We start from the raw sequence: 22,868 nt of genomic DNA on the forward strand, positions 1-22,868 counted from the left end.
TTAAACCCGCCTGACCGCGCCGAGGGCTCGTCCTTCACGGTACGGGCCAGGGAAAGGAATATTGGGTCCGGCCGAGGGTTCATCCAAGCCGCCCAATTATCAGGTAAAAATGCCCAAACGGACCGACATTAAGAAAATCCTCATCATCGGCTCAGGCCCCATCATCATCAGTCAGGCCTGCGAATTCGACTACTCCGGCACCCAGGCCTGCAAGGCCTTGCGGGAAGAAGGCTACGAAGTCGTCCTGATCAACTCCAATCCCGCCACCATCATGACCGACCCCGAGATGGCCGACCGCACCTATATCGAGCCCATCACCCCGGACATGGTCTGCCAGGTGATCGAACGCGAGCGCCCCGACGCCATTCTCCCCACCCTGGGGGGCCAAACCGGCCTCAACTGCGCCATTGCCGTGGCCGAAACCGGCATCCTGGAAAAATACGGCGTTGAGATGATCGGGGCCTCACCCGACGTCATCAAAAAGGCCGAAGACCGCGAGCTCTTCCGGGACGCCATGGCCAACATCAATCTCCGGGTGCCGAAAAGCGTCATCATCCGCACCCTGGAGGAGGCCGTGGACGCGGTCCCGGTCATCGGTTATCCCGTTATCGTGCGCCCCAGTTTCACCCTGGGTGGCACCGGCGGCGGCATCGCCTACAACCTGGAGGACCTGCAAACCATGTCCGCCCAGGGCCTGGAAGCCAGCATGATTACCGAAGTGATGCTCGAAGAGTCCGTGGTGGGCTGGAAAGAATTCGAACTGGAAGTGATGCGGGACTTCCAGGACAACGTGGTGATCATCTGCTCCATCGAAAACGTCGACCCCATGGGAGTCCATACCGGTGACTCCATCACCGTGGCCCCGGCCCAGACCCTCACCGACCGGGAGTACCAGGCCATGCGGGACGCGGCCATCGCCATCATCCGGGAAATCGGCGTCGAGACCGGCGGCTCCAACATCCAGTTCGCCATCAACCCGGAAAACGGCGACATGGTGATCATCGAGATGAACCCCCGGGTCTCCCGCTCCTCGGCCCTGGCCTCTAAGGCCACCGGCTTCCCCATCGCCAAGATCGCGGCCAAGCTCGCGGTGGGCTTCACCCTGGATGAAATTCCCAACGACATCACCAAAGAGACCTACGCCTCGTTTGAGCCCACCATTGATTACTGCGTGGTCAAGATTCCCCGTTGGGCCTTCGAAAAATTCCCGGGGGCCGAAGATTTCCTCACCACCTCCATGAAATCCGTGGGCGAAGTCATGGCCATCGGCCGCACCTTCAAGGAAGCCCTGCAAAAAGGCATCCGTTCCCTCGAGATCTCCCGCTTCGGCCTGGGCGCCGACGGCAAGGACTTGGCCCAACTCTCGCCCGATGAACTGCGCACCCGCCTGCGGGTCCCCAATTCCCAGCGCCTCTTCTACCTGCGCCAGGCCTTGCGCGACGGTCTGTCCGTGGAGGAAATCTTTGAACTCACCGGCATCGACCCCTGGTTCCTCTACCAGATGCGCGACATCGTGAGCTTCTCCGACGAATTGGCCGCGTTCGGCGAACTCCTCCGCCAGGGCCGGGGCCAGGATCAGGTAGAGGATATGCTCCGCCGGGCCAAGGAGTTCGGCTTCTCCGATAAACAACTGGCCCACCTCTGGGGCGGCACCGAGGAGAGCCTCGCGGCCATGCGCCAGGAGCATGGCGTCACCCCGGTCTACAAGCTAGTGGACACCTGCGCCGCGGAATTCGAGGCCTACACCCCGTATTACTATTCCACCTATGAGTGGGAAGACGAGGCCCGGAGAACCACTGGAGACAAAGTTATGATCCTGGGCGGCGGCCCCAACCGCATCGGCCAGGGCATCGAATTCGATTACTGCTGCTGCCAGGCCTCCTTCGCCTTAAAAGAATTGGGGGTCGAGTCCATCATGGTCAACTCAAACCCCGAAACCGTGTCCACCGACTACGACACCTCCGACAAGCTCTATTTCGAGCCCCTGACCAAAGAAGACGTGATCAACATCGTCGCCACGGAACAGCCCCTGGGGCTCATACTCCAGTTCGGCGGCCAGACCCCCTTGAACCTGGCGGTCCCCCTGGGTAAGGCGGGCGTCCGCATCATGGGCACCGGGGCAGACGCCATCGACCGGGCCGAGGATCGCCGCCTCTTCAAGCAAATGTTGAACAAGCTGGGCCTCAAGCAGCCCCCCAACGACACCGCCACCAGCGTCGAGCAGGCCATAGCCATCGCCCACGACATCACTTACCCCGTGCTGGTGCGGCCATCTTATGTCCTGGGTGGGCGGGCCATGCAGATCGTCTCCAACGACGAAGCCCTGACCAACTTCATGAAGTGGGCCTTAGAGGCCTCCCCTGAGCATCCCATCCTCATCGACAAATTTCTGGAAGACGCCATCGAAGTGGACGTGGACGCCATCTGCGACGGCAAAATCACCGTCATCGGCGGCATCATGGAGCACATCGAAGAGGCCGGCATCCATTCCGGCGACTCCGCCTGCGTCTTGCCTCCCTTCACCTTAACCCGCTCCGTCCAGGAAGAAATCAAGACCCAGACCCGGGCCCTGGCTGCCGAACTGGGGGTCATCGGGCTCCTCAACATCCAGTTCGCGGTCAAACGCGACCAGATTTACGTCCTCGAAGTCAATCCCCGGGCCTCCCGCACCGTGCCCTTCGTGTCCAAGGCCACCGGCGTCTCGCTGGCCAAGCTCGCCACCAAGGTGATGCTGGGCCATAGCCTGGCCGAGTTGGGCTTTACCCAAGAAATCGAGCCGCCCTATTTTGCCGTGAAAGAGTCGGTCTTTCCCTTCCGGCGCTTCCCCGGGGTGGACCCGCTGCTCGGCCCCGAGATGCGCTCCACCGGCGAAGTCATGGGGATAGATGAAGACTTCGGCCTGGCCTTTGCCAAGTCCCAACTGGCTGCCGGCCAGGTCGTCCCCCTTGAAGGCGGCGTCATCTTCAGCGTCAAAGACGCGGACAAGCCCCAGGCCGTCACCCTGGCCCAGGGTTACGCGGCCGAGGGCTTTAAGCTTTACGCCACCAGCGGCACCGCCAAAGTCTTTCGGGAGCACAAACTTCCGGTCACGGAAGTCTATAAGGTCCGGGAGGAGCGGCCCCACATCATCGACCGCATCAAGAGCCACGAAATCGCCCTCCTGGTCAACACCCCCGAAGGCCGGGAAACCCCCAGCGATTCCCACTCCATCCGCCACGTGGCCCTGGACCACAACATCCCCTACACCACCACCATGGCCGCAGCCCGCGCCACCCTGGACGCCATCCGCGCCCTAAAACGCGGCAAACTGGAAGTAAAAAGCCTCCAGGAGTACCACGCCAAGATCAAAAAAACCTTATGATCAAGGAGATCAACCAGCTAATAGCGCAGATAATACGGTAGCCGCAGGCTTCAGCCTGCGTCATGTAGGGTGTACCCACCGAATGTGGCGGTAGCACAGGCTTTCCAGCCTGTGCAAAAAAACCTTTGGTGGCATAGGCGTCTCGCCTGTGCTGAGAGACTTATAGACGGGGTGTAGGTTGCGTCCTGCGCCCCACCACCGGGGGCCACGCCCGTCAAATATGTCGGTAAATGGCGGGTTAAATAGATAATTTCCAGCAAATTTGTTAAGATGCATTAAAGGTGAACAAAATGACCCGGCTTGAGCAATTAGTCAAGGAACTTCCGCCCGAATTGCACCGTGAAGCCGAAGACTTCTTGGAATTTCTCTTGGCCAAACGATCTCGCAAGAAAAAAGCAGCATTAAAATTGGACTGGCGTGGCGGCTTGCGCGACTTGCGGGACCGGTACACTTCCGTGGAACTCCAACACAAGGCTCAGGAATGGTGGGGAGATTAGTGTATCTCCTGGACACCAATATCATTCTGGAACTTCTCCTCGATCAAGACCACGCAGACCAGATCGCCGTGTTCCTCAACCAGGCTGCGCCGGACAGCCTCCATATCTCTGAATTTTCCCTTTATTCGATAGGCGTTATTCTCTTAAGGTTGAAGCGATTTGATCTCTTTCTCCAATCAGTGAAAGACTTGTTCCTCTCGGAAGTTATCGGCCTCGTGCGACTAGGGGTGGAGGATATGGCGAAAGTTAGCCAAGTTGCCCAAGCCTTTGGCCTCGATTTTGATGATTCCTATCAGTATATTGCCGCCGAAAAATTCAACTTAGAACTATTGAGTTTAGACCGCGATTTTGATCGGACTCCGCGGGGCCGCAAGACCTTGGAAGAAGTTATGTAGTGCTCCCTGCACACAAACTTTGACGGGGCTGTGACCGCCTTACAGCCTTACATTAGAATAATTACCATGGTAGACGAACAAACCATCCAAGACCTCTGTAACCGCATCGTCCAGGAGTTCCAGCCGGAGCGGACATCCTGTTGAGTTCCTATGGATTATGGTAATTTATTGTATGAACACAATGTGGAGTCGATGGAGGGCTTATGAAATTCCGGGTTATCATCGAGCCGGATGAAGACGGTGTCTTTGTTGCCCAATGTCCAGCCTTGCCGGGGTGCATTTCTCAAGGGGCGACCCGGGAAGAAGCTCAGGCCAACATTAAAGAAGCTATTACCGGCTACTTAGAAAGCTTGAAAAAGCATGGGGAGCCGATTCCGCCAGCGATCACCGAGGAAATCGTGGAAGTGGCGGTATGACCAAGCTGCCGGTGGTGTCCGGCCGCCAGCTAGTCAAAGCGCTGGCCAACGTGGGATACCTCTTTGATCATCAGCAGGGGAGCCATATCATCCTTCGGCACAAGTCCCCGCCACATCGTCGTCTTACTATCCCGGACCATAAAGAAATCGCCAAGGGGACACTACGACAGATTATTCGGGAAAGTGGTTTGTCTTCAACTGAACTCATTCAACTTCTTTGAGTAATTATTGTTCAACATCATTGTGGCGGTAGTAACCCGCCCTATCCCTTGATATCGCTACCCATTTACAGAAAAACCTGTTATTATAGAGTAAACTCATATCCCAGCTAAAAATTATAGACACCTGAGCATTTCCGGCCCTGGCCGCAGAAATGATAGTCAGGGGTTTTTTCTTTTCTGGACATCGCCGCCGCATCAATTACAGTGAGACGTGACGCGGCACAGACTCAAGCCAGGGGGTATAACCAATATAGTTCTCATCCGAAAACGTTTAAAGATGCAAACAGCCTTCAAAGTCCCCCTTTGAAAAAGGGGGATTTAGGGGGATTTTCGGTTAGTTATAAATCCCCCCCCAACCCCCTTGGGTAAAGGGGGGGATTTTAGAGACGTTTCCGGATGAAAACAATCTCTTATGGTGCGCCTTTCAAAAACAAGGGACGAAACGTCCCGCCAAAACGGCGCCAGTCGGCGAGCACCCATCGCGTGCGCCCGGCACACCCCTGGCACAGGGGTGGGACACCCAAGGTTCACCCCCACTCTGTCCCGTGACGACGCCGACACTTGACTCGCCAGAAGTGTTGTAAATGCGACAGGTTAGCCGTTTTGATGAAAAATTGCCGCCCATTTTTATTTTTTACCCCGCTTTAAGGGGTAAAAAAGTGGTGTATTTATGAATATCCGTGAAGAAATCATCAAGGCCCTGGATAAGCTCTCTGAAGATTCCCTGGAGGGGGTCCTGGAATACGTCAAGTTTATCCAGGAACCCGAAGAAGTAGAGCCCACCGAAGAGGAATTAAAGGCGATTGCCCAAGGGGAAGAGGCGTACGCCAAAGGCGAATACGTCAGATGGCGGGATATCAAGACCGATGCCGTATGACGTAGTCCTGACGCGGCCAGCCCTGAGAGTTTACCAGAAGTTACCTTATAAACTCAAGGTCGCGGTGGACCGCTGTATTATCGAATTAGAAGAGAACCCGAAGTATGGCCCCAATATTCAGAGGCTCAAAGGCCAACCGGATTGCTTTCGTTATCAGGTGGGCGGCTGGCGGATTCTCTTTAGAATTGATGAAATGGGGAAAGAAGTAAGGATTTACGGAATAAGACCCCGAGGAGACGTATACAAACATGGCCACTGACAGCCAGGCCATTTCCCCAGATGCCGAAAAACCCCGCGAACACTGCGGCGTCTTCGGCATCTACGGCCACCCCGAGGCCGCCCGCCTCACCTATTTCGGCCTCTATGCCCTCCAGCACCGGGGCCAGGAGTCCTGCGGCATCGTCTCCGGAGACGGCACCCGGGTCCGCATGCACCGCGGCCTGGGGCTGGTGCCCGAAGTCTTCAACCCCGACATCCTGGACCAACTCCCGGGGCATCTGGCCATCGGCCACGTGCGCTACTCCACCACCGGCTCCACCATGCTCATCAACGCCCAGCCGTTCGTGGTGCAGCACCACGGCCAGATGATCGCCATCGGCCACAACGGCACCCTCACCAACGCCCGGGACATCCGCTGCCGCCTGGAAGAAGGGGGCTCCATATTCCAGTCCACCATGGACACCGAGGTCATCGTCCACCTCATGGCCCGCCACCGCGGGGCCGACTGTGTTGAATCCCTGATCAATGCCCTGGAATATGTGAAAGGCTCGTATTCGCTGGTGCTGGCCACCGCGGATAAAGTCATCGCGGCTCGGGACCCCCACGGCTTCCGGCCCTTGTGTATCGGCCGGCTGAACGGCTCTTGGGTAGTGGCCTCCGAAACCTGCGCCCTGGACCTGGTACAGGCCGATTACTGGCGCGATGTGGAACCCGGCGAAATCGTGGTCCTCGACGAAAATGGCCTCCATTCCCACAAACCTTTTCTGCCTGCCGCGCCCCACTTCTGCATCTTCGAATACGTCTATTTCGCAAGGCCCGACAGCTACGTCTTCGGCCAAAGCGTCTATATGGTGCGCAAGCGCCTGGGCGAGGCTTTAGCCCGGGAACACCCGCTATCCGCCGATCTGGTGATGCCCTTTCCCGACTCCGGCGTCTACGCCGCTCTCGGCTACCACGCGGCCACCGCCATCCCCTTTGAGATGGGCGTGATCCGCAACCATTATGTCGGGCGCACCTTCATCCAGCCGTCACAAAGCATGCGGGATTTCTCCGTCCGGATCAAACTCAATCCCGTGCGGGACCTCCTCAAGGACCAACGAGTGGTGGTCATCGAAGACTCCATCATCCGGGGCACCACCACCCGCTCCCGGGTCAAGTCCCTTAGGGACGCCGGCGCCAAGGAAGTGAGCATGCTGGTGAGCTGCCCGCCCCACCGCTTCCCCTGCTATTACGGTATCGACTTCTCGTCCAAAGGCGAACTCATCGCCTCCCAGCAGGAAATCGACCAGATCCGCGACTTTCTCGGCCTCGATTACCTGGGCTACTTGAGTCTGGAAGGCCTGGTCGAAGCCACCCAGTTAAACCAGAGCGACTTCTGCCTCTCCTGTTTCTCGGGAGATTACCCCGTGCCCCTGGAGGCAAACTTCTCCAAGACCTGCTTCGAAGACGACGTCTGCTCCGCGGCCCACAACGAGACCATCCTACCCCCGGTCTGCGGACGGCCGTAAATGCAAGGGGAAAAGGGCAAAAGGCGAAAAGGGTAAGATATCAGACTGAATCGCCATGAGGCCGACAATCGAGAGGCCCCTCCCCTGCCGCTATGCCTGAACACCTGATCGGCGTCATCTCCGACACCCACGGCCTGCTGCGGCCCCAAGCCGCTTCCGCTCTGTCCGGGGTCGAACTCATCATCCACGCCGGGGACATAGGCAACCCCCAGATATTGGAAGCCCTAACCCGGATCGCCCCGGTGCACGCGGTCCGGGGCAACACCGACCGCGGCGACTGGGCCGCGGACCTGCCCCACACCCGGGTAGTCGAAGTGGGCGGCCTCCTCATCTACGTCCTCCACGAACTCTTCACCCTGGACCTGGACCCCGCCGCGGCAGGTTTTGCCGCAGTCATCTACGGCCACTCCCACTCCCCCCATATGGAACGCAAAAACGGCGTCCTTTATCTCAACCCCGGCAGCGCCGGACCGCGGCGGTTTACGTTGCCGGTGACGTTGGCGCGAATTAAGCTACAAGGCGTCTCCCTGCACCCGGAGCTGGTGGAATTAAAAGCATGAATTACTTCTTATATCATTCAATAAATTTAAGGATTAAATAACATGAGAAAATTAATTGAATTTTTATCTAAGAACAAAGAATGGCTTTTTTCAGGTTTAGGATTATTTCTATTAGTAGCAATGCTTGGTTATTTTGGAAAATTAATTGGAAATTACGATAAAAAAGGGGAAAATGTTATTCAACTTTCCAGCAAAATACAAGACCCAAAAATTACATCTCCAAAACACATTGTTAATTCTGATAATTTATTGCCTAGCAAAATTATAGAGACTATTGATCAAGCACCATTTTTACAACAATCTTAAATAGCTCGGCATTATATTGGCTTAACAGTCATATGGCAAGGCAAATTAACAGGAATTAATAATATTGGGGATAATAATAACCGAATACATATTAAGGATAAACCTCTTGGAACTTTTATTGTTTTTGAGATCAATTCCATTAATTATCCAGGATTAGGCTTAATGAAATATGGTGACAATTTAAAAGTAGAGGGAAAAATCAAAAAGATAGATTCATTGGGGATATATCTTAGTGAAGCAAAAATAGTACCATAATTTTTCTAAATTATTTTCGAACTGAATATTTTGGCTTCGATCCATTATTATAGGATTATTTTTGAGGTTTGAGAGATTTTTTATAAGCGCAAGGGCTGCTGCCCTTTGCCCCCTCCGCCAATTCCCAGGTGAACCTCGCTGGCCTGGCAATTGCAATGGCCAGGGCATAAGCCCTTGCCATTGCATAAGAAAAGCCTATAATATTTCCCTATGACTCCCAAACGCCCCGTTTACCCCTTCGCCGCCCTGGTCGGGCAAGAGCGGCTGAAGCAGGCCCTGATTCTCAATGCCATCAATCCCCTTATCGGCGGGGTGTTGATCCGGGGGGAGAAGGGCACGGCCAAGTCCACTGCGGCCCGAGGCTTGGCGGAGCTGTTGCCCCCCATCCCCATGGTGGCGGGCTGCCCCTTTCACTGCCATCCGGAGTTGCCGGAACTCATGTGCGACGCCTGCCTCAAGCGCCATGAGCAGGGCGAGGTTTTGCCCCGCCGGGACCGGCCCATGCCTGTGGTGGATTTACCCTTGGGCACCACCGAGGACCGGCTGTTGGGCACCATTGATCTCGAAAAGGCCATCAAGAGCGGCGAGAAGCATTTTGAGCCGGGGCTGTTGGCCTCGGCTAACCGCGGTATCCTTTACGTCGACGAAGTGAATCTGCTGGACGATCACCTGGTGGACGTGCTCCTGGACGCCGCGGCCATGGGGGTCAACGTGGTGGAGCGGGAAGGTATTTCGTTTACCCACCCGGCCCGCTTTATCTTGGTGGGCACCATGAACCCCGAGGAAGGCGAACTGCGCCCCCAGTTGCTGGACCGCTTCGGGTTATGCGTTGAAGTCACAGGCCTCCACAATCTGGACGCCCGTATGGCCGTGGTAGAGCGGCGCCTGGCCTTCGAGGCCGACCCGGACGGCTTCAATAATCGCTGGCAGGGGGAGCAGGATGGGATGCGCCAGGCCATTCTTGCCGCCCGGGAGCGCCTGCCCCACGTGGCTTTTACCCATGACCTTCTGCGCCTTATTACCGCCATCTGCGTGGACCAGGGCGTGGACGGCCACCGGGCCGATATCTTTATGCTCAAGGTGGCGCAAACCCTGGCGGCCTTTCGGGGCCGGAAGGCCGTGACCCCGGAGGACGTGCGGGAGGCCGCGGCCTTGGTATTGCCTCACCGCCTGCGCCGAAAACCCTTCAGCGAATCCGAAATGGACGAAAACCGTCTGGAGGAGACCTTCCGCAAGCACGCTGAAGACCTGGCCGAGCGTCCCGTGCCGCAAGCGCCCCCACCTCAGCCCGGCGGCGCCTCCGAGGGGGAAGAAGTTGCCTTAATTGGCGAGGTCACGGTGGCCCCCGGATCGACCTTCCCGGTGCAGCCCTTGGATTTGCCCCATGACCGCCAGGTCAAAAAGGCTCCGGGGGCCCGCACCCGAGCCGTAAGTGATGACACCACCGGACGCTATGTCCGCCCTACCCTTTCCAAGCCTGGGGTCCCCGACCTTGCCCTGGACGCGACGCTCAGGGCCGCGGCCCCCTATCAGGCGGTGCGTGAACGGGGCAATTTGGCCCTGGCCATAAGGGAGCCCGATCTGCGCTACAAGGTGCGGGAAAAGCGAATCGGCCGCCACATCCTGTTTGTGGTGGATGCCTCCGGCTCCATGGGCGCGGATGAGCGCATGGCCGAAACCAAGGCCGCGATCCTGTCGCTCTTAATTGACGCCTACCAGAAAAGGGAGCGGGTGGGACTCATCGTCTTTCGGGGCGCCACCGCCAGGGTGGCCCTACCTTTCACTCACAGTGTAGAAATGGCCCAGCGTTATCTTACAAACCTCCCCACCGGCGGCAAGACCCCCCTGCCCCATGCCCTCAATCTGGCGCGTGAGTTGCTGCAAAAGGAAAAGGCCCGCCACCCCCGGGACGCCTTTCTCCTGGTGCTCATCACCGACGGCCGGGCCAACCTCAGCCTTAGTCAGGGACTGAGCCCCATGGAGGAGGTCAAGGAATTGGCCGCGCAGATCGGCGCCCTCAAGATCAACGCCCTGGTGCTGGACACGGAGCGCTTCGCCCCCTGCCTGGATCTGGGCTGCCTGCCTGAGTTAAGCCGCATCCTGGGGGGCCAGTACCATTCGGTGGCGAGCCTTCGGGCCCCGGAAGTGGTGGCCCGGGTCGCCTCTCTCCTGGGTACTGCCGCAATCCCCTAAAGCCACCCCACCGCCCTGATAAACCCGTTTTAGATTCTCGAAGCATTGACAATTAATCGAGGTTAAGCTACAGGTTACACATAACTGGGTCACAGGTGGTACGGCCTTTTCCACAGAATATCATGTTGATTTTACTTCACTATCTCTTGGCCTTTGCAAAGGGGAGTAAAAAATGCGGGGAAATGTCATGCCGGAACCACAAAAAGAAACCTGGCTTAAACTGGTTGCGCTGACCGTCATCGTCCTGGCGCTGGCTGCGGGTATCTCGGCGTTCAAGGCCGTGGGTTACTCGACGCTGGTCCAGATTTACGCCGCCCGGGAGGCCCGGCACTGGCAAGATTACCAGGTGCAGAGCATTAAAAAGGATAATTTCGCCATTAACCGGGATATCCTGCTGTCCCAGCGGCTACCGGAGGGCAAGGCTGCCAAGGCTCCAAAGACCGCGGCTGCCAGGATCAAGGAATTCGAAGATGAAATGGGTCGCCTGAATCAGGAGCGGGACCAGATAAAAAAGGAGGCCCAGCAGCTCGCGGCTCAGGAGGAAACATTAGCGAAGAAGGCCGGAGAATTAGGCCTGGCCGTGATTCTATTCCAACTGGCCATCTTGAGTACCGCAACCGCGGCCCTCACCCGCAAGAAAATTCTGTGGTTGGTTGGCCTGGCCCTGGGCGTCTGGGGGCTGGTTTACGTGGGTATGAACTTAATCATATGATCTGCTACGATAGCTCCACAATGCAAGCAGGGGGCAGTGAGAGGTTCCGCCCCCCTCCCCTGCCTTATTGCGGTTTCCCTTCAGGATTCTTTTTGACATAAATTTTCATGCCCTCCAGGAGGGCGCCGTCGAGACCCAGTTCATGCCCCCAGGCATCAAAGGCCTTCAGGCCGTCAGTGATTTTGGCCATTTCGTCGGCCCGAATCAAGGCATGTTTCACCTGCATCCCCGGAAAAAGTTCCACAGGCTTATCGTTTACATAAACGCGCATATCAATCCACTGCTTTGATCCGGCCGTCCACCTGGGGAGCGATGGTTTTTTGGGCCTTAATGGCAATGATCACCCGATCCCGGAGCCAATTGCCGGTATCAGTGTAAACGACCCTGTCCATTTCGCCTCCGTCCCTGCGTTCGAGGGCAGCAGCGAATATCTTGAAACCGTCACCTCCGGCGCCCAGATAATCAATGGTGGCCACAATGTATTTTTTGGTGAGGTTTAATAGCTGGCCCCCGACGATGACCTCTCTAACCCGAGACCCCACCGGCGCTGAGCGGCTGTAGGTAAAGGTGAGTCCCGAGACTTGAGGGAAGCGATGAGAAGGCTTCCCCACCTGGGAGACGCCGTGCTCCAGCGCCTCCTTGAGTTGCGCCCCCGTCAGTTGAATGGCAATCAGATAATTGTCATACGGCAGCGCATTATAAACGTCCTGCGTTCTTATCGTTCCCTTGGCAATGCTGCCTTTGATGCTGCCAGCGTTGATGATAGCCGCGTCCGCCTGAGCAGTTTGCCGCATGACGTCGGCGATGAAATCACCCAGGTTGGTTTCCTCGGTTCTAACCCTGCTGGCATCCAGGTCCACCAGGGTCTCGCCGATGCTTTGCCGCAAGGGCGGATTCGCCAGGTCTTCGTAGCGCGTCACAATCGCCTGGATTTGGGGGTCAGGTTTTTCGGTGTTGGGGCTAATCTCCTGGAGCGCCCCCTGGAACTTGACGATTTTCCCGGCCTCAACGCTCAGGTCCAGGACTCCCAAGTTCTTGGCGTGTTCCCAGGCCTGCACGATGATAGTGTTGCCCACCTCCTCGGGATGGGTCAGTTTGGTGTGAGTGTGTCCCCCCACAATGACATCAATGCCAGGCACCTTGGCGGCCAGTTCCCGGTCCACCGGATAACCGCAATGAGATAACACCACAATGATATCGGCCTGGCGCTTGAGCTCCGGGAGATACTTTAAAAGCGCGCTCTCCGGGGGAGTAAATTTCAGGCCTGCGATATTCTTGGGAGCCGTGTTAACCGAATCCTGGGTAACCACCCCGATGATGCCGATTCTTATGCCGTTAAGTTTCTTGATCACATAGGGCTTTAGCGATGGCAGACCTTCAACGTTGGCGCCCAGAATGGGAAAATTGGCCTGGGCAATCCTTTCTTGCAGCACTTTTGGGCCAAAATTGAATTCATGATTGCCCACCACCATGGCGTCAAATTTCATGGCATTCATTACGTCGATAACCGATTGGCCCAGAAACAGGTTGGCCCAGGCGTTCCCCTGGATCATATCGCCTGCAGCCAGCAATATTGATGGCCGCTGTTGGCGAGCCCGGTCCACGGCTCCCGCCAGATAGGCGATGCCGCCTATGGAAGGCTTTCCGTTCGTCTGTTTGATCGGTTCGGCAAACCCATGAAAATCGTTGACATAAAGGATTCTCAGGCTGACCGGCGCCGCCTCAGCCCAGGGCGCCAGGCTCACCATCAGGAGAACGCCGAGCAGAATTATCCAGATTCTTTTCATGCGTACCTCTTAAAAAATCATGCTACTGGCGCCAGAAAACTGGGCTTAATCGGGTTATGGTTGACGATTCACCCCCGCATCCTGGTTGAAAGGGTGGCAATTGCTTACTCTAACGGTGCCGGTGTGCCACTATTTTCCTCATCATATCCTAACAGATCGCGCCGAGATAATCCTTTTTAGCACAGGGAAATTATGTTATACGGGTTCAATAGGCGGGGATTGCTACAAATCATCGGTATTATGGCCTCAGGTTGGGCGTGGGAGAACCCCGATGGACAACAATAAGTCGGACCCTCAGGGTCATCAAAGTATTTTAACGGAAGAATTCTTTTATTTCTTTCTGAGGTTACGTAAAGGCCGTGTGCGGCAAGTGGCCGCGGAAATCCGCTCCCGCTTCCCTGGCGAAACTCCCGAGCAACTGGCCCGGCGGCTCATTTCCGCGCAATCCCAGCTTTCCTTTTTAGGCGGCGCATTCATGCATCTGCCCATGTTGATTCCCGGCCTGGGGCGGACTCTTACACTCCTCGGCGCAGTAGGGGGAGGCGCGGTCCTCACACGGATGCACCTCTATCTTATTTTGGAGATTGCTCTGCTCTTTGGCAAAGACATCGATGACCAGGCTCGGGTTCCGGAGATGGCGGCCGTGGTTGCAGCCACAGGCCTGGCGGTCGGAACCCCCTTCTTGATGGACGCCCTCGACATAAACCCGCTGTTGTCCGTGCCTGCGGCCGGTCTGACGGCCTTTGCCGTCTCCCGGCTCATCGGTGAGGAAACCATCCGCCTTTATCGTGAAATTTCAGAGACCCCCGTTACGTCTTCAGCACTTCCTTTTAAATGGACGCAGGTATCTTTATCCAGGCGCAATGGTTGGGGAAAGAGAAAAGGGCCTGACTTGGCCAGGCCCCTGATGGAACAAACCTAAACGCTAAGGTCTAAGCTATTTTGCCAGCTCGAACTTGCCGTCCTTAACCTGGATAATCACCATGGAATCGGGGCCCAGGCCGTTGTGGTCCGTGGCGCTCAGGTTGTAAATGCCTGACACCCCCACATACCCTTGGGTATTCTCGATAGCGGTCCGCAGGGCCTTGGGATCGGTGCCCGCCTTCTTCATGGCGTTGGCCACGATGGTGATGGCATCCCAAGCGTAGCCCGAGTGGGTGTTAATGGGAAATTGTTTATCCAGGTGATACACGTCATTGTAAAGTTGAATAAAATTCTCGATCACCTTCTTCTGGGGGTCGTTATCCGGTAGCTGCGCCGCGGCCATCAGTTTCGTGGCGGGCATAAGATCGCCTTCCGAGGCCTTACCGGCCAGTTTGATATATTCCGGTCCCGGCTGCCCATGGCACTGGAACAAAGGCACCTTAATTCCAAGCTGGGCCTTGTTCTTGGCCACAATGGCCCCCGCCGGCCCGATGGTCCAGCAGATAATGGCTTGGGGATTGGCATTCTTGATCTTGGTAAGCTGCGCGGTCATGTCGGTATCCTTGGGACCGAAGGACTCCTTGGCCACGAAGGTGATACCGTAATCCGGCGCCAGCTTTTCCAGCCACACGGCTCCGTCCTTGCCGAAGGGGTCGGAGGCATACAGGAGCCCCGCTTTGGTGAGCTTTTTCTCCTTCAGATAGGCGAAAAGTCTCGTAACCGCGGTGGAGGAGCGCTGGGGCGATTTAAAAATGTAGGTGAATGGCCCGGTCTCCTTCATGATCGGCGGATCGCCTCCCACGGTCATAAAGATCGGGATGCCCGCCTCCTCTACGATCTTCTTGACCTGCATGCCCTCGCCCGTGGAGGTGGGTCCGATGATGGCCGCCACCTTGTCGGCGAAGATGAATTTCTTGGCGATGGTCGCGGCCTTGGCAGGGTCGCTCTCCGTATCGCCGATGATCAACTCCAAAGGCTGGCCGTTGATGCCCCCCGCCTTGTTGATCTGATCCACCGCCATTTCCGCTACCAGCTTGGTGGGGGTGCCGATGGGGGCCGCCGGCCCGGACAGCGCGAAGAAAGCCCCTATCTTGATGGGTTTCTGGTCAGCGGCCTGGACGCTGCCAAACGCCGAAACCACCAGGGCCGCCGCCAAGAACACCCTTAAAAGCCCTTTATACATAACCTTCTCCCTCCTCAGAAAATATTCCTTCATTGATGGTCTAATTTAGGCCGTGATGTCAACTGAAAAATTGAGCTTCTTCTATTATTCGCCATATGGAGAAAAAAACTTCAATACCGATTGCAGATTTATGCTTCGCCTCTAATTATCTTTGAATACTTAGAATTCCCCCTCCCCTGGTGGGAGGGGGTTAGGGGGAGTAGGAATAGCCAAGATGCAAGGTTTATCCGGGACAAGCCCTTACGCCAGCATCTCCTGGGCCTGGCGCATGAGCGCGGCAATGGCCAATCCTTGGGGGCAAACCTGCTCAGCCTGGGAGTAGTCCACTTCGGTCAACTGCTGCCGCACGGCTTCAGGCAGCCCCGCGAAGGTCTGCCGGGCCAGTTCCGGCTCGCCATAGTCCCGGTGATACATGAGACAGCGCATGACTTCGTTCACCGGCACAGCCCCGCCCACCGCGGCCTGGCAGATGCTGCCACAGCCGGCGCAGTAATCCGCTTTAGTCTCTAAGGCATACTGGCGCAGGGATTCGAACTCTTCTTTGGCCAGTTTGGTCAGATCACGGGCCGCGGCCACGTTGGCCGAGAGAATACTCAAGTTGGGCATCTGGGAGCAGAGGCTGGCGATTTGGGGATTCTCCCACACGACCTTGAGTTTGGCCTGTTTATCCGAAAAGCCCCGGGCCTGGAAGCCCTCCACCACTTTAAGCTCGGCCTTGGTCGCGCTCTTGGTCGGTCCGGGCCCACCACCCATGGTCTTCATGGCCACCAGCCCCACCCCGGATTTGGCGCAGGCGTTCAGGGCTTCCTGCATCTTGGGGCTTTGCATGGTCCGGAAGTTGTAGGTCAGCATCACCGCATCGATCCAGTTCAGCTTGGCCGCGCCCAAGAGACAATCATCCATGTTAGTGTGGGTGGAAAACCCGAAGAATTTTATCTTGCCCGCCTTCTTCATCTCCGCCGCCCAATCCTTGAAAGCCGGGGTCATTTGGTCGATGCCGGTGATGGCGTGGATGAAGAACAGATCCACGTGGTCCGTCTGCAGCCTTTTCAAACTCTTATCCAGACGCTCGGTGAGGTTGCCCTTCTTGGGGACGAGCTTGGTGACCAGAAAAATCTCCTTGCGGGCTTCAGGGTTGCGGGCGAAGAAGCGGCCAAAGCCCTCCTCGCTCAGTCCATTGCCGTAGCTCTCGGCCGTGTCCCAGTAGGTGACTCCCCATTTCACGGCCTGCTTGAGGAGCAACTGGTTGTTAATGGTGTCGAACATACCTCCTAGATTAAGGATAGACACATCCACCCCGGTCTTCCCCAGTTTGCGTTTAGGCACGGTCGCGGCCTTGGCGGCCCCGGCCTCCGGTGCGGCAATGGCCCCCACCGTGCCCGTGCCAATTGCCAGACCTGCAAGACCCATAGTCTTCACAAAATCCCGGCGCGTAAAGCCGGTTTCTTCAATCTTCTTGCTCATAAAACCTCCTGATTGAGAGTCGGTTTACCGCCCTAAGCCAGCATGCGCCCCGGGCGGGAACGGGATTCGTTTTCACTGTATACCCGGATGGCGCGCAGGCCCGATACCGGGCATTCATGCTCGCACATGCCGCAGCCGATACATTTTGCGGGGTCTACGAACGGCCGCTGCAATCTTACCAGGATATCCACCTTGGCTCCGTAAAAAACCTGGGTGCCCCCTACTGCCAGGGAATCTTCCAGGGTCAACCGGTTCCCGGAAAACCCGATTATGCGCCTGAGCGCCGCTCCGGGCTGCCCGGTGACCCGCAGGTAATAGTCACCGCTGCCCAGGTTTACGGCTACGGGGGTAGGGGCATACAGGTCCACCCCTTGACTCAGAACCCTGGCCGGCAACTCCTGCCCACCCCGGATGGTCTCGTACTCGGTGCGGGTAAAGATGGCCTTGGGGCTCACGGGACATAATTCATGACAGACCAGGCAAGGCCGGTCCATGGCCCAGGGCAGGCAGCGGGTGCGGTCCACGAAGGCTGTGCCCATGCGGATCGGTCCCTGGGCCGCGAACTCGCCGGTGCCCTGCTTTTCTTCCAGGCTTAAGGGGCGAATGGCCGCAGTGGGGCAGACCTGGCCGCAGGCGACGCAATTGGGCTGGCAACCGCTGCGGCCGATGCGGTAGTTGACCGCCGGGGTCCACAGACCTTGTATTCCGGCTTCAAATAACGCGGGCTGGATGATATTGCCGGGGCAGATGCGCATACATTGGCCGCACCGGATGCAGCGAGCCAGGAAGCGGTCCTCGTCCAGGGCGCCGGGTGGCCGGATGAGGTTGGGGTCACGGTTGCTCCCGGCGAGGCCCCCCACCTCCCACATGGACACCACCAGCAACCCGGCCCCGGCCATAACCAGACCGCGTTTGGACAGGTCCGGCAATCCGGCCTCACCGGCGGTGGAGGGTTTATTTGCAAAGGTAATTCGGCTGGCAGGGCAGCGGTCCAGGCAATTCATGCACATCACGCACTCACCGGTGATGATCGTCCCCGCGGGGCGGCAAGCCCCTTCGCAGTACTCCTCACAGATGCAACAATCGCCGCATTTGGTCGAAATCTTGCCGATGCGCCAGGGAGTGAAGCGGCCGAGCAAACCGAACAATGCCCCCAGGGGGCAGACAAACCGGCAGAAGAACCGCGGCAGGACCAGGTTCAGGCCCACCACCCCCAGAAACACGACCCCTATGAGCCAGGTCGAGGCGTAAAAGCGCGGCTCGTCGCTGAGCAGGCCCAGGCGGTTATCGGCCAAGGGGGCCAGGGCCAGATTCACGCTGCGGTATAGCAGGGGCAGCGGGTCGAAAACCCCGGTCTGCACCGACCCCATGAGGGCCAAGGCCAGCAGGAAGGCCAGGAGGTAGTACTTCAAGTTCTGCGCCCGGCGGTGGCGATTGGCCTGCACCCGGACGTGAGCGTGCTGACCCCGTCGCCCCAGCCAGCCGGTGGCCTGGTTGATGGTGCCCAAAGGACAGGCAAAGCCGCAAAAGAACCGGCCCACAAACAGGGTAAGCCCAATGGTGACCAACGCCCAGGCCAACGGCGCATAGAAGCTATGAGTAGCCAGGGCCGTGCTGATGGCCGTCAGGGGATCGAGTTCCAGTAGCCAGTTGATGGGCCAACCCCGCAACTGCCACCAGGCCGCGCCCAGGGTTGCCGCGCTGCAAAACCACAGAAAAATCACCAGAAAGAAGGCCTGGCTGATACGACGGACGGTAACGATACGCATGAAACGCGGTCCTATTTGATAGGCCGGAGAAGGAAAGGGACTCCGCCAGCGCTATATAATCTGCTTTCAAATCCCCCTAAATCCCCCTTTTTCAAAGGGGGACTTCTCAAGTAATTCAGCCAGGTTCCCCTCTTTAGCAAGGGCGGGTTAGGGGGGATTTCGCTTTTATGATGATAAAGAATTAGTAAAAGTAATTTTGATTAAAGACTCCGGTTAATGACTCTTAAATATTAATCAGCACCGGGTTAAGCCGCTTATAATCGGCAGTGCCCGCCCCAGCCTTCTCGGCCATAAGGATATAAGGCACATCATTCAGGGTCCGCCCCAAAAGTTCCACGCCCACCGCGTCCGCGGCCACTGGGTCGGTTGAGACCACCATGGTGCCGGTGTCCTTCAGATCGGACAGGGAACCCCCGGTAGGGCCGTTGGTCATCATGCTCACCGTGCCGTCCAGGACCACCAGAGTGGGCTTGAGCAACTGCGATAGCTCGGTAATGATGCCGTTGATATCCTGATGGAAGACGTTGCGCCGCCCGCCCAGGAAGCCATAAAAATTTTTCAAGGTCATGGAAGCCCCGGCGCGTTGGTGGTCCTTGACCGGGGATATCACAATGACCTTGGTTACTCCCGGAAAGACCCCGGCCAGCACCGGCCAGTTTTCCAGGAGCTTGCCTCCGGGCAGGCTGAGGGGCGCAAAAAGGGCGGGCCGGGGCGCGATGAGGCTGGCGCCACTGGCTCGGGCCGCATTGGCCAGCCCGCTGATCTCAAAGCAGCCATCGGGATTGTTGATGGGGTTGTCCGTCACCAGCACCTGGGCCGCCCCGGCCTTGAAGCACAGATCGGCCACCGCGGCGAGCACCTCCGGGTTGGTGGTGGCCCCAAGCGTTGCCGGCGTGGCGAACGCGGCGTTGACCTTGATCAGCACCTTATCGCCCTTCTGGATGAAGAACTCCATGCCTCCCAGGGCCTTCACCCCTTGCTCGACCATCCCCTTCCGGTCCATGCCCTTAACAATGGCCATTTTCCCCTGCCCCGGCGTTAAGGATTTCAGGGCGAAATTTCCCAGTCCGGTCAGGGCCTTCTGGCCTTGAGACGCGGCGGGGCCTTTCGGATCGTACAGGGCCAGACCCAGGCCCCCCGCGGCCAGGCTTAAGGCCGCGGCGTACCCTATCCGCTTGATAAAATCCCGGCGGTTTAACTCGCCGGTTTCTAGCTTTTGCTCATCCTTAGGCTGCTGCACTACTTCCCCTTGAGTTCGGTCCGCAAGTTATTGCTGAGTTCCAGCGCCGCGGCCTGCGAGGTCGCGTCATGCACCCCCGCTAAAATGCGGCCCTGGACAAAGACGATTTCAAACGAATCTTCCAGGCTGAACGCCGAGAGACCCGCCGGGCCTCCCGGAGCCTGGATTTTCTTGTACCCGTTGGCGGCCAAAAATTCCAGGTAACGCTTGGCGTCCGCCTGGGCTTGATCCGGCGTATCGCGCTGCGCTATAAAGGCCGTGGCCTTCCCGTTTTTCAGGGTGTATTCCCCGGTGAGGACGTTATTGAACCCCTCCAGGCCGAAGGTATCCGCGGCGCTCAGACGCACGGTATCAGCGGCCAGGCCTTCCTTGGGAAAAAGCGCCCCCTCACTCTTGGTTTCAGCCTGGGCCGGCAGCTTGGCCAAAAGCGCGGCCGCGTAGGTCGAAAGCGTGTTTTTTAGCGTCTCCGAGGCCCGGTCCGCTACGATCTCCACATAAAACTTGCCCTGCGTGAAAAACAGGGCATTGCTGGTGGCATAGGCATTGGCGGTGAGAGTAATACTGGGGGAGCCGGCCCGGCGCTGGCCGCTGAATACGGCATAGGCATTTTGGGCCGACTCCATATCGTAGAGGTAGACGTCCACGTGGGTCTTTTCTGCCCCGGCCAGACTAAACATGCGGCAGGACATTTCCTTAAACCCAGCCGCCAGATAAAGTTCGGCTTTGCCGTCGATCTTATCGGACAGGTTATCCGGATTGTAGCTCTCCACCGCGGCCAGAGGGGTAAATCCCGGAACCTCCGGGATCAGCGCAGCCGTCGCGGCCTCTCCCTGACCCGAACCGGCCTGGACCCGCCCAACAGGTTGAGGGGCGCGCAGAGCCACGATCACCGCGGGGTTGAACCGGGACTGCTGGACCAACAGCCCCACGGTGATCAAGCCCAACAGGGCCAGAATGGCATAACCGGTCAGCCTCTGCGCCGCGCTCACTTTTGCCTTACGCCTTGCCATAAACTTCCCGAATCAACCTATCTACTTGGTAATTTTCTGCTGCCGGTTCAGATCGTAAATAGGGCTAACCTTAAGATCGTCCTTGAGAATTCCTTCCGGAGATTTAGCCGTTAGTTCCCCATTTTTCTGGATGAAGCGCAATTCGGCCCCGACCCCGCAGCCTGCAGTGCAGGCCTGGTCCAGTTTGGACTTGGTCGCGTCAAATGACTCTCCCGTCTTGCTCTTATAGAACTTTTCCCGCCATTCGATCCATTGCTGAGGGGTCAAAGCGCTCTGGTCGATAAAGACATAGTAGACCACCTGGTCAGGACAGTCTTCCTCCAAGTAAAGGGTGTACTCCGCCGGCATATCCTTGCTGCCCTCCCACGCCTCAATGAGCCAGGCCGTGGGACATTTGCGGGCCGCAGCAAAGGCTTGCACCGGACCGAAAATAACCGTGGGGTTCATTTCGTCGGCCACGAAATTCCCGGCCAGGAACTTCTGCGGTGGCGTGAATACGGTCAGCCCGTTGGTTTGCCGCATTGCCATGGCCTTGGCGCTCGCCGCCAGCCCCTCGGAGACCGCGCCAACCACCAGCAGAAACCCCAAAAGTATTGAAACCAGACGCTTCATACCCCCTCCTTCCTTACCGCGGGATGTGAACTGTAGGGATTGTGGCTTTCGGAAAAACCTGGGAAAAATACCAGGGATTAGCGCGCTGCGGCAGGCCGCGCCAAGATTTTGATCTGCCCGGATAACCGGCAAGGCCGTGAGCCTGGCAATCATGAAAGTCCGGAAGAATAATAACGCGGCCACCAGGGCCGGAGCAAACATGGCGAAAGATCCTTGGATGTTATTTTATCTACTATGCTACAAAAAAAACAAGGGGGGCCGCTGCAAGGCATTAAAATCATGATTGGTTTAACAATAGCCTAACAATCTCTAGTTTTTCATCGGCTCAACCAGCGAACTTAAGGGAACCACTATGAGGCTGCAAAAATTCGTCGTAACGTAAATAGTGAAGCTTCAAATGATCAAAATGATGATATGAAAATGCTCATTATGTTTATAGATTTCTCCGCTTCCAGCCGCTAATGTTATAAGCAATTCTCCAAACCCTGCATATATATCAACCCCTAACCCCCCGGTAGGAACCGGGGGTTTTTTTTGAGTAACAAGGAAATGAGAATGAAAAGAACGATCATTGTCATGTTGGTAGCGTTGTGGGCGGTAGCCGGATGCGCCAATCTGTCAACCACGGAACAGCGGGTGTTAAGTGGCGGAGCCATCGGCGCTGGCAGCGGCGCCGTCATCGGAGCCTTGGCGGGGTCTGCGGGCTTAGGGGCTGCCGCCGGTGCGGGAGCGGGCTTGCTGGGAGGTTTTCTTTACGATCAGTCCCAGAAAACCCGTTAAGGTTTTTTCTCGGATTTACTTTCAAACATGGACACCCTACCTTCTCGCTTTAAAAACGGGGGTAGGGTGGAGGCTAAAGCGCACTGCAGTGATCTCTCGCCGTATAGCGTAGGAAGCATGATCTCATCGGCACGACAATTCCCATAACATTTCATAGCTCCAAAAGACCAAAAGCGCTGGATAACCGGGCCATCTGGTTATCACCTGCTCACCTGATCTATTCCTAAAGTCATGCCGCTGCCGTTTCTTTATTTATCTCAGGATCAATTTCAGAAACCCCTTTTGTAAGTATTTGGAATCATTCGGTTGATTTTATAGACCGAATGATCCCAAGATTTCTTTTAAAAAAACTTGAATTTTGTATAAGTTTAATATAATCGTGTATAGAATATATAATATACATTTGAAGCTCTAAGGGAAAGATCTATACGAGTATTTTTCGCCCATTTACCCTAATTATTGAATTTAGGAGGCCTCAGGAAGACCTGCGGAAGAGTGCTTAATTCAGCCCAAATATAAAGAATTTTTTTACTCGCGCGAGGGAACGCCAAATTCATGCAAAACCTGCCGTCGCCCCAC

At 56.9% G+C, this 22,868-nt stretch carries 22 protein-coding genes; 14 read left to right on the top strand and 8 right to left on the bottom strand.

What is annotated here, in order from left to right; genetic code table 11:
• The first annotated feature begins 109 nt into the window (after positions 1-109).
• The 12 genes from carB (at position 110) to WC600_16120 (ending at position 11,520) form a co-directional block, all read left to right on the top strand.
• A complete protein-coding gene (gene carB, locus WC600_16065; protein MFA4904250.1) occupies positions 110-3,361 on the top strand; it encodes a carbamoyl-phosphate synthase large subunit in 3,252 nt (1,083 codons plus the stop codon).
• 290 nt (positions 3,362-3,651) lie between these two features.
• On the top strand, positions 3,652-3,858 hold the full coding sequence (locus WC600_16070; protein MFA4904251.1) for a DUF2281 domain-containing protein: 207 nt from the start codon (positions 3,652-3,654) through the stop codon (positions 3,856-3,858).
• On the top strand, positions 3,843-4,253 hold the full coding sequence (locus tag WC600_16075; GenBank protein MFA4904252.1) for a PIN domain-containing protein: 411 nt from the start codon (positions 3,843-3,845) through the stop codon (positions 4,251-4,253). Before WC600_16070 ends, WC600_16075 begins: the two co-directional genes overlap by 16 nt.
• A 203-nt stretch (positions 4,254-4,456) precedes the next feature.
• Positions 4,457-4,669 carry a type II toxin-antitoxin system HicB family antitoxin gene (locus WC600_16080; GenBank protein ID MFA4904253.1) on the top strand — a complete coding sequence of 71 codons (213 nt, stop codon included), beginning with the start codon at positions 4,457-4,459 and terminating at the stop codon, positions 4,667-4,669.
• Positions 4,666-4,890 carry a type II toxin-antitoxin system HicA family toxin gene (locus WC600_16085; GenBank protein ID MFA4904254.1) on the top strand — a complete coding sequence of 75 codons (225 nt, stop codon included), beginning with the start codon at positions 4,666-4,668 and terminating at the stop codon, positions 4,888-4,890. Before WC600_16080 ends, WC600_16085 begins: the two co-directional genes overlap by 4 nt.
• 670 nt (positions 4,891-5,560) lie before the next feature.
• The gene (locus tag WC600_16090; GenBank protein MFA4904255.1) at positions 5,561-5,767 is read left to right on the top strand and encodes a hypothetical protein; all 207 of its coding nucleotides are present in this window, start codon (positions 5,561-5,563) and stop codon (positions 5,765-5,767) included.
• Positions 5,757-6,026, top strand: coding sequence for a type II toxin-antitoxin system RelE/ParE family toxin (locus WC600_16095; GenBank protein MFA4904256.1), 270 nt, complete (start codon positions 5,757-5,759; stop codon positions 6,024-6,026). The genes WC600_16090 and WC600_16095 overlap by 11 nt, the downstream gene beginning before the upstream one ends.
• Positions 6,016-7,494, top strand: coding sequence for an amidophosphoribosyltransferase (gene purF, locus WC600_16100; GenBank protein MFA4904257.1), 1,479 nt, complete (start codon positions 6,016-6,018; stop codon positions 7,492-7,494). Before WC600_16095 ends, purF begins: the two co-directional genes overlap by 11 nt.
• A gap of 92 nt (positions 7,495-7,586) precedes the next feature.
• The gene (locus WC600_16105) at positions 7,587-8,054 is read left to right on the top strand and encodes a metallophosphoesterase family protein (GenBank protein MFA4904258.1); all 468 of its coding nucleotides are present in this window, start codon (positions 7,587-7,589) and stop codon (positions 8,052-8,054) included.
• Positions 8,055-8,096: 42 nt separating this feature from the next.
• Entirely contained in the window at positions 8,097-8,360 is a 264-nt protein-coding gene (locus WC600_16110; GenBank protein ID MFA4904259.1) for a hypothetical protein, read from the top strand.
• Between the two features lie 465 nt (positions 8,361-8,825).
• Positions 8,826-10,808: a putative cobaltochelatase gene (locus tag WC600_16115; GenBank protein MFA4904260.1), complete on the top strand. Its 1,983-nt coding sequence runs from the start codon at positions 8,826-8,828 to the stop codon at positions 10,806-10,808.
• A gap of 187 nt (positions 10,809-10,995) precedes the next feature.
• On the top strand, positions 10,996-11,520 hold the full coding sequence (locus tag WC600_16120) for a DUF4337 family protein (protein MFA4904261.1): 525 nt from the start codon (positions 10,996-10,998) through the stop codon (positions 11,518-11,520).
• A gap of 64 nt (positions 11,521-11,584) precedes the next feature.
• Here WC600_16120 and WC600_16125 read toward each other — a convergent pair whose 3' ends face one another.
• Both WC600_16125 and WC600_16130 read right to left on the bottom strand, forming a co-directional pair.
• Complete coding sequence (locus WC600_16125) at positions 11,585-11,791, bottom strand: hypothetical protein (protein ID MFA4904262.1); 207 nt, start codon at positions 11,789-11,791, stop codon at positions 11,585-11,587.
• Position 11,792: 1 nt separating this feature from the next.
• Positions 11,793-13,307 carry a 5'-nucleotidase C-terminal domain-containing protein gene (locus tag WC600_16130; GenBank protein ID MFA4904263.1) on the bottom strand — a complete coding sequence of 505 codons (1,515 nt, stop codon included), beginning with the start codon at positions 13,305-13,307 and terminating at the stop codon, positions 11,793-11,795.
• 271 nt (positions 13,308-13,578) lie between these two features.
• On the opposite strand from WC600_16130, the gene WC600_16135 reads away from it, so the two are divergent.
• Positions 13,579-14,229 (top strand): hypothetical protein, encoded by a 651-nt coding sequence (locus WC600_16135; protein MFA4904264.1) that lies wholly within the window; start codon positions 13,579-13,581, stop codon positions 14,227-14,229.
• A gap of 15 nt (positions 14,230-14,244) precedes the next feature.
• Here the strand turns inward: WC600_16135 and WC600_16140 are convergent, their stop codons facing one another.
• The 6 genes from WC600_16140 to WC600_16165 all read right to left on the bottom strand — a co-directional run bounded on the left by WC600_16140 (position 14,245) and on the right by WC600_16165 (position 21,509).
• Positions 14,245-15,414, bottom strand: a complete 1,170-nt coding sequence (locus tag WC600_16140; protein MFA4904265.1) for an ABC transporter substrate-binding protein — start codon at positions 15,412-15,414, stop codon at positions 14,245-14,247.
• Positions 15,415-15,654: 240 nt separating this feature from the next.
• Complete coding sequence (locus WC600_16145) at positions 15,655-16,878, bottom strand: aldo/keto reductase (protein MFA4904266.1); 1,224 nt, start codon at positions 16,876-16,878, stop codon at positions 15,655-15,657.
• Positions 16,879-16,910: 32 nt separating this feature from the next.
• Positions 16,911-18,647: a 4Fe-4S binding protein gene (locus WC600_16150; GenBank protein MFA4904267.1), complete on the bottom strand. Its 1,737-nt coding sequence runs from the start codon at positions 18,645-18,647 to the stop codon at positions 16,911-16,913.
• A gap of 223 nt (positions 18,648-18,870) precedes the next feature.
• The gene (locus WC600_16155) at positions 18,871-19,887 is read right to left on the bottom strand and encodes a DUF362 domain-containing protein (GenBank protein ID MFA4904268.1); all 1,017 of its coding nucleotides are present in this window, start codon (positions 19,885-19,887) and stop codon (positions 18,871-18,873) included.
• Entirely contained in the window at positions 19,887-20,897 is a 1,011-nt protein-coding gene (locus WC600_16160; GenBank protein MFA4904269.1) for a DUF6599 family protein, read from the bottom strand. Before WC600_16160 ends, WC600_16155 begins: the two co-directional genes overlap by 1 nt.
• A 21-nt stretch (positions 20,898-20,918) precedes the next feature.
• Positions 20,919-21,509 carry a hypothetical protein gene (locus tag WC600_16165; protein MFA4904270.1) on the bottom strand — a complete coding sequence of 197 codons (591 nt, stop codon included), beginning with the start codon at positions 21,507-21,509 and terminating at the stop codon, positions 20,919-20,921.
• 555 nt (positions 21,510-22,064) lie between these two features.
• Here WC600_16165 and WC600_16170 point away from each other — a divergent pair.
• Complete coding sequence (locus WC600_16170; protein MFA4904271.1) at positions 22,065-22,289, top strand: YMGG-like glycine zipper-containing protein; 225 nt, start codon at positions 22,065-22,067, stop codon at positions 22,287-22,289.
• Positions 22,290-22,868 lie beyond the last annotated feature (579 nt).

The sequence above is a fragment of the Desulfobaccales bacterium genome, assembly GCA_041648175.1.
GTDB lineage: Bacteria > Desulfobacterota > Desulfobaccia > Desulfobaccales > 0-14-0-80-60-11 > 0-14-0-80-60-11.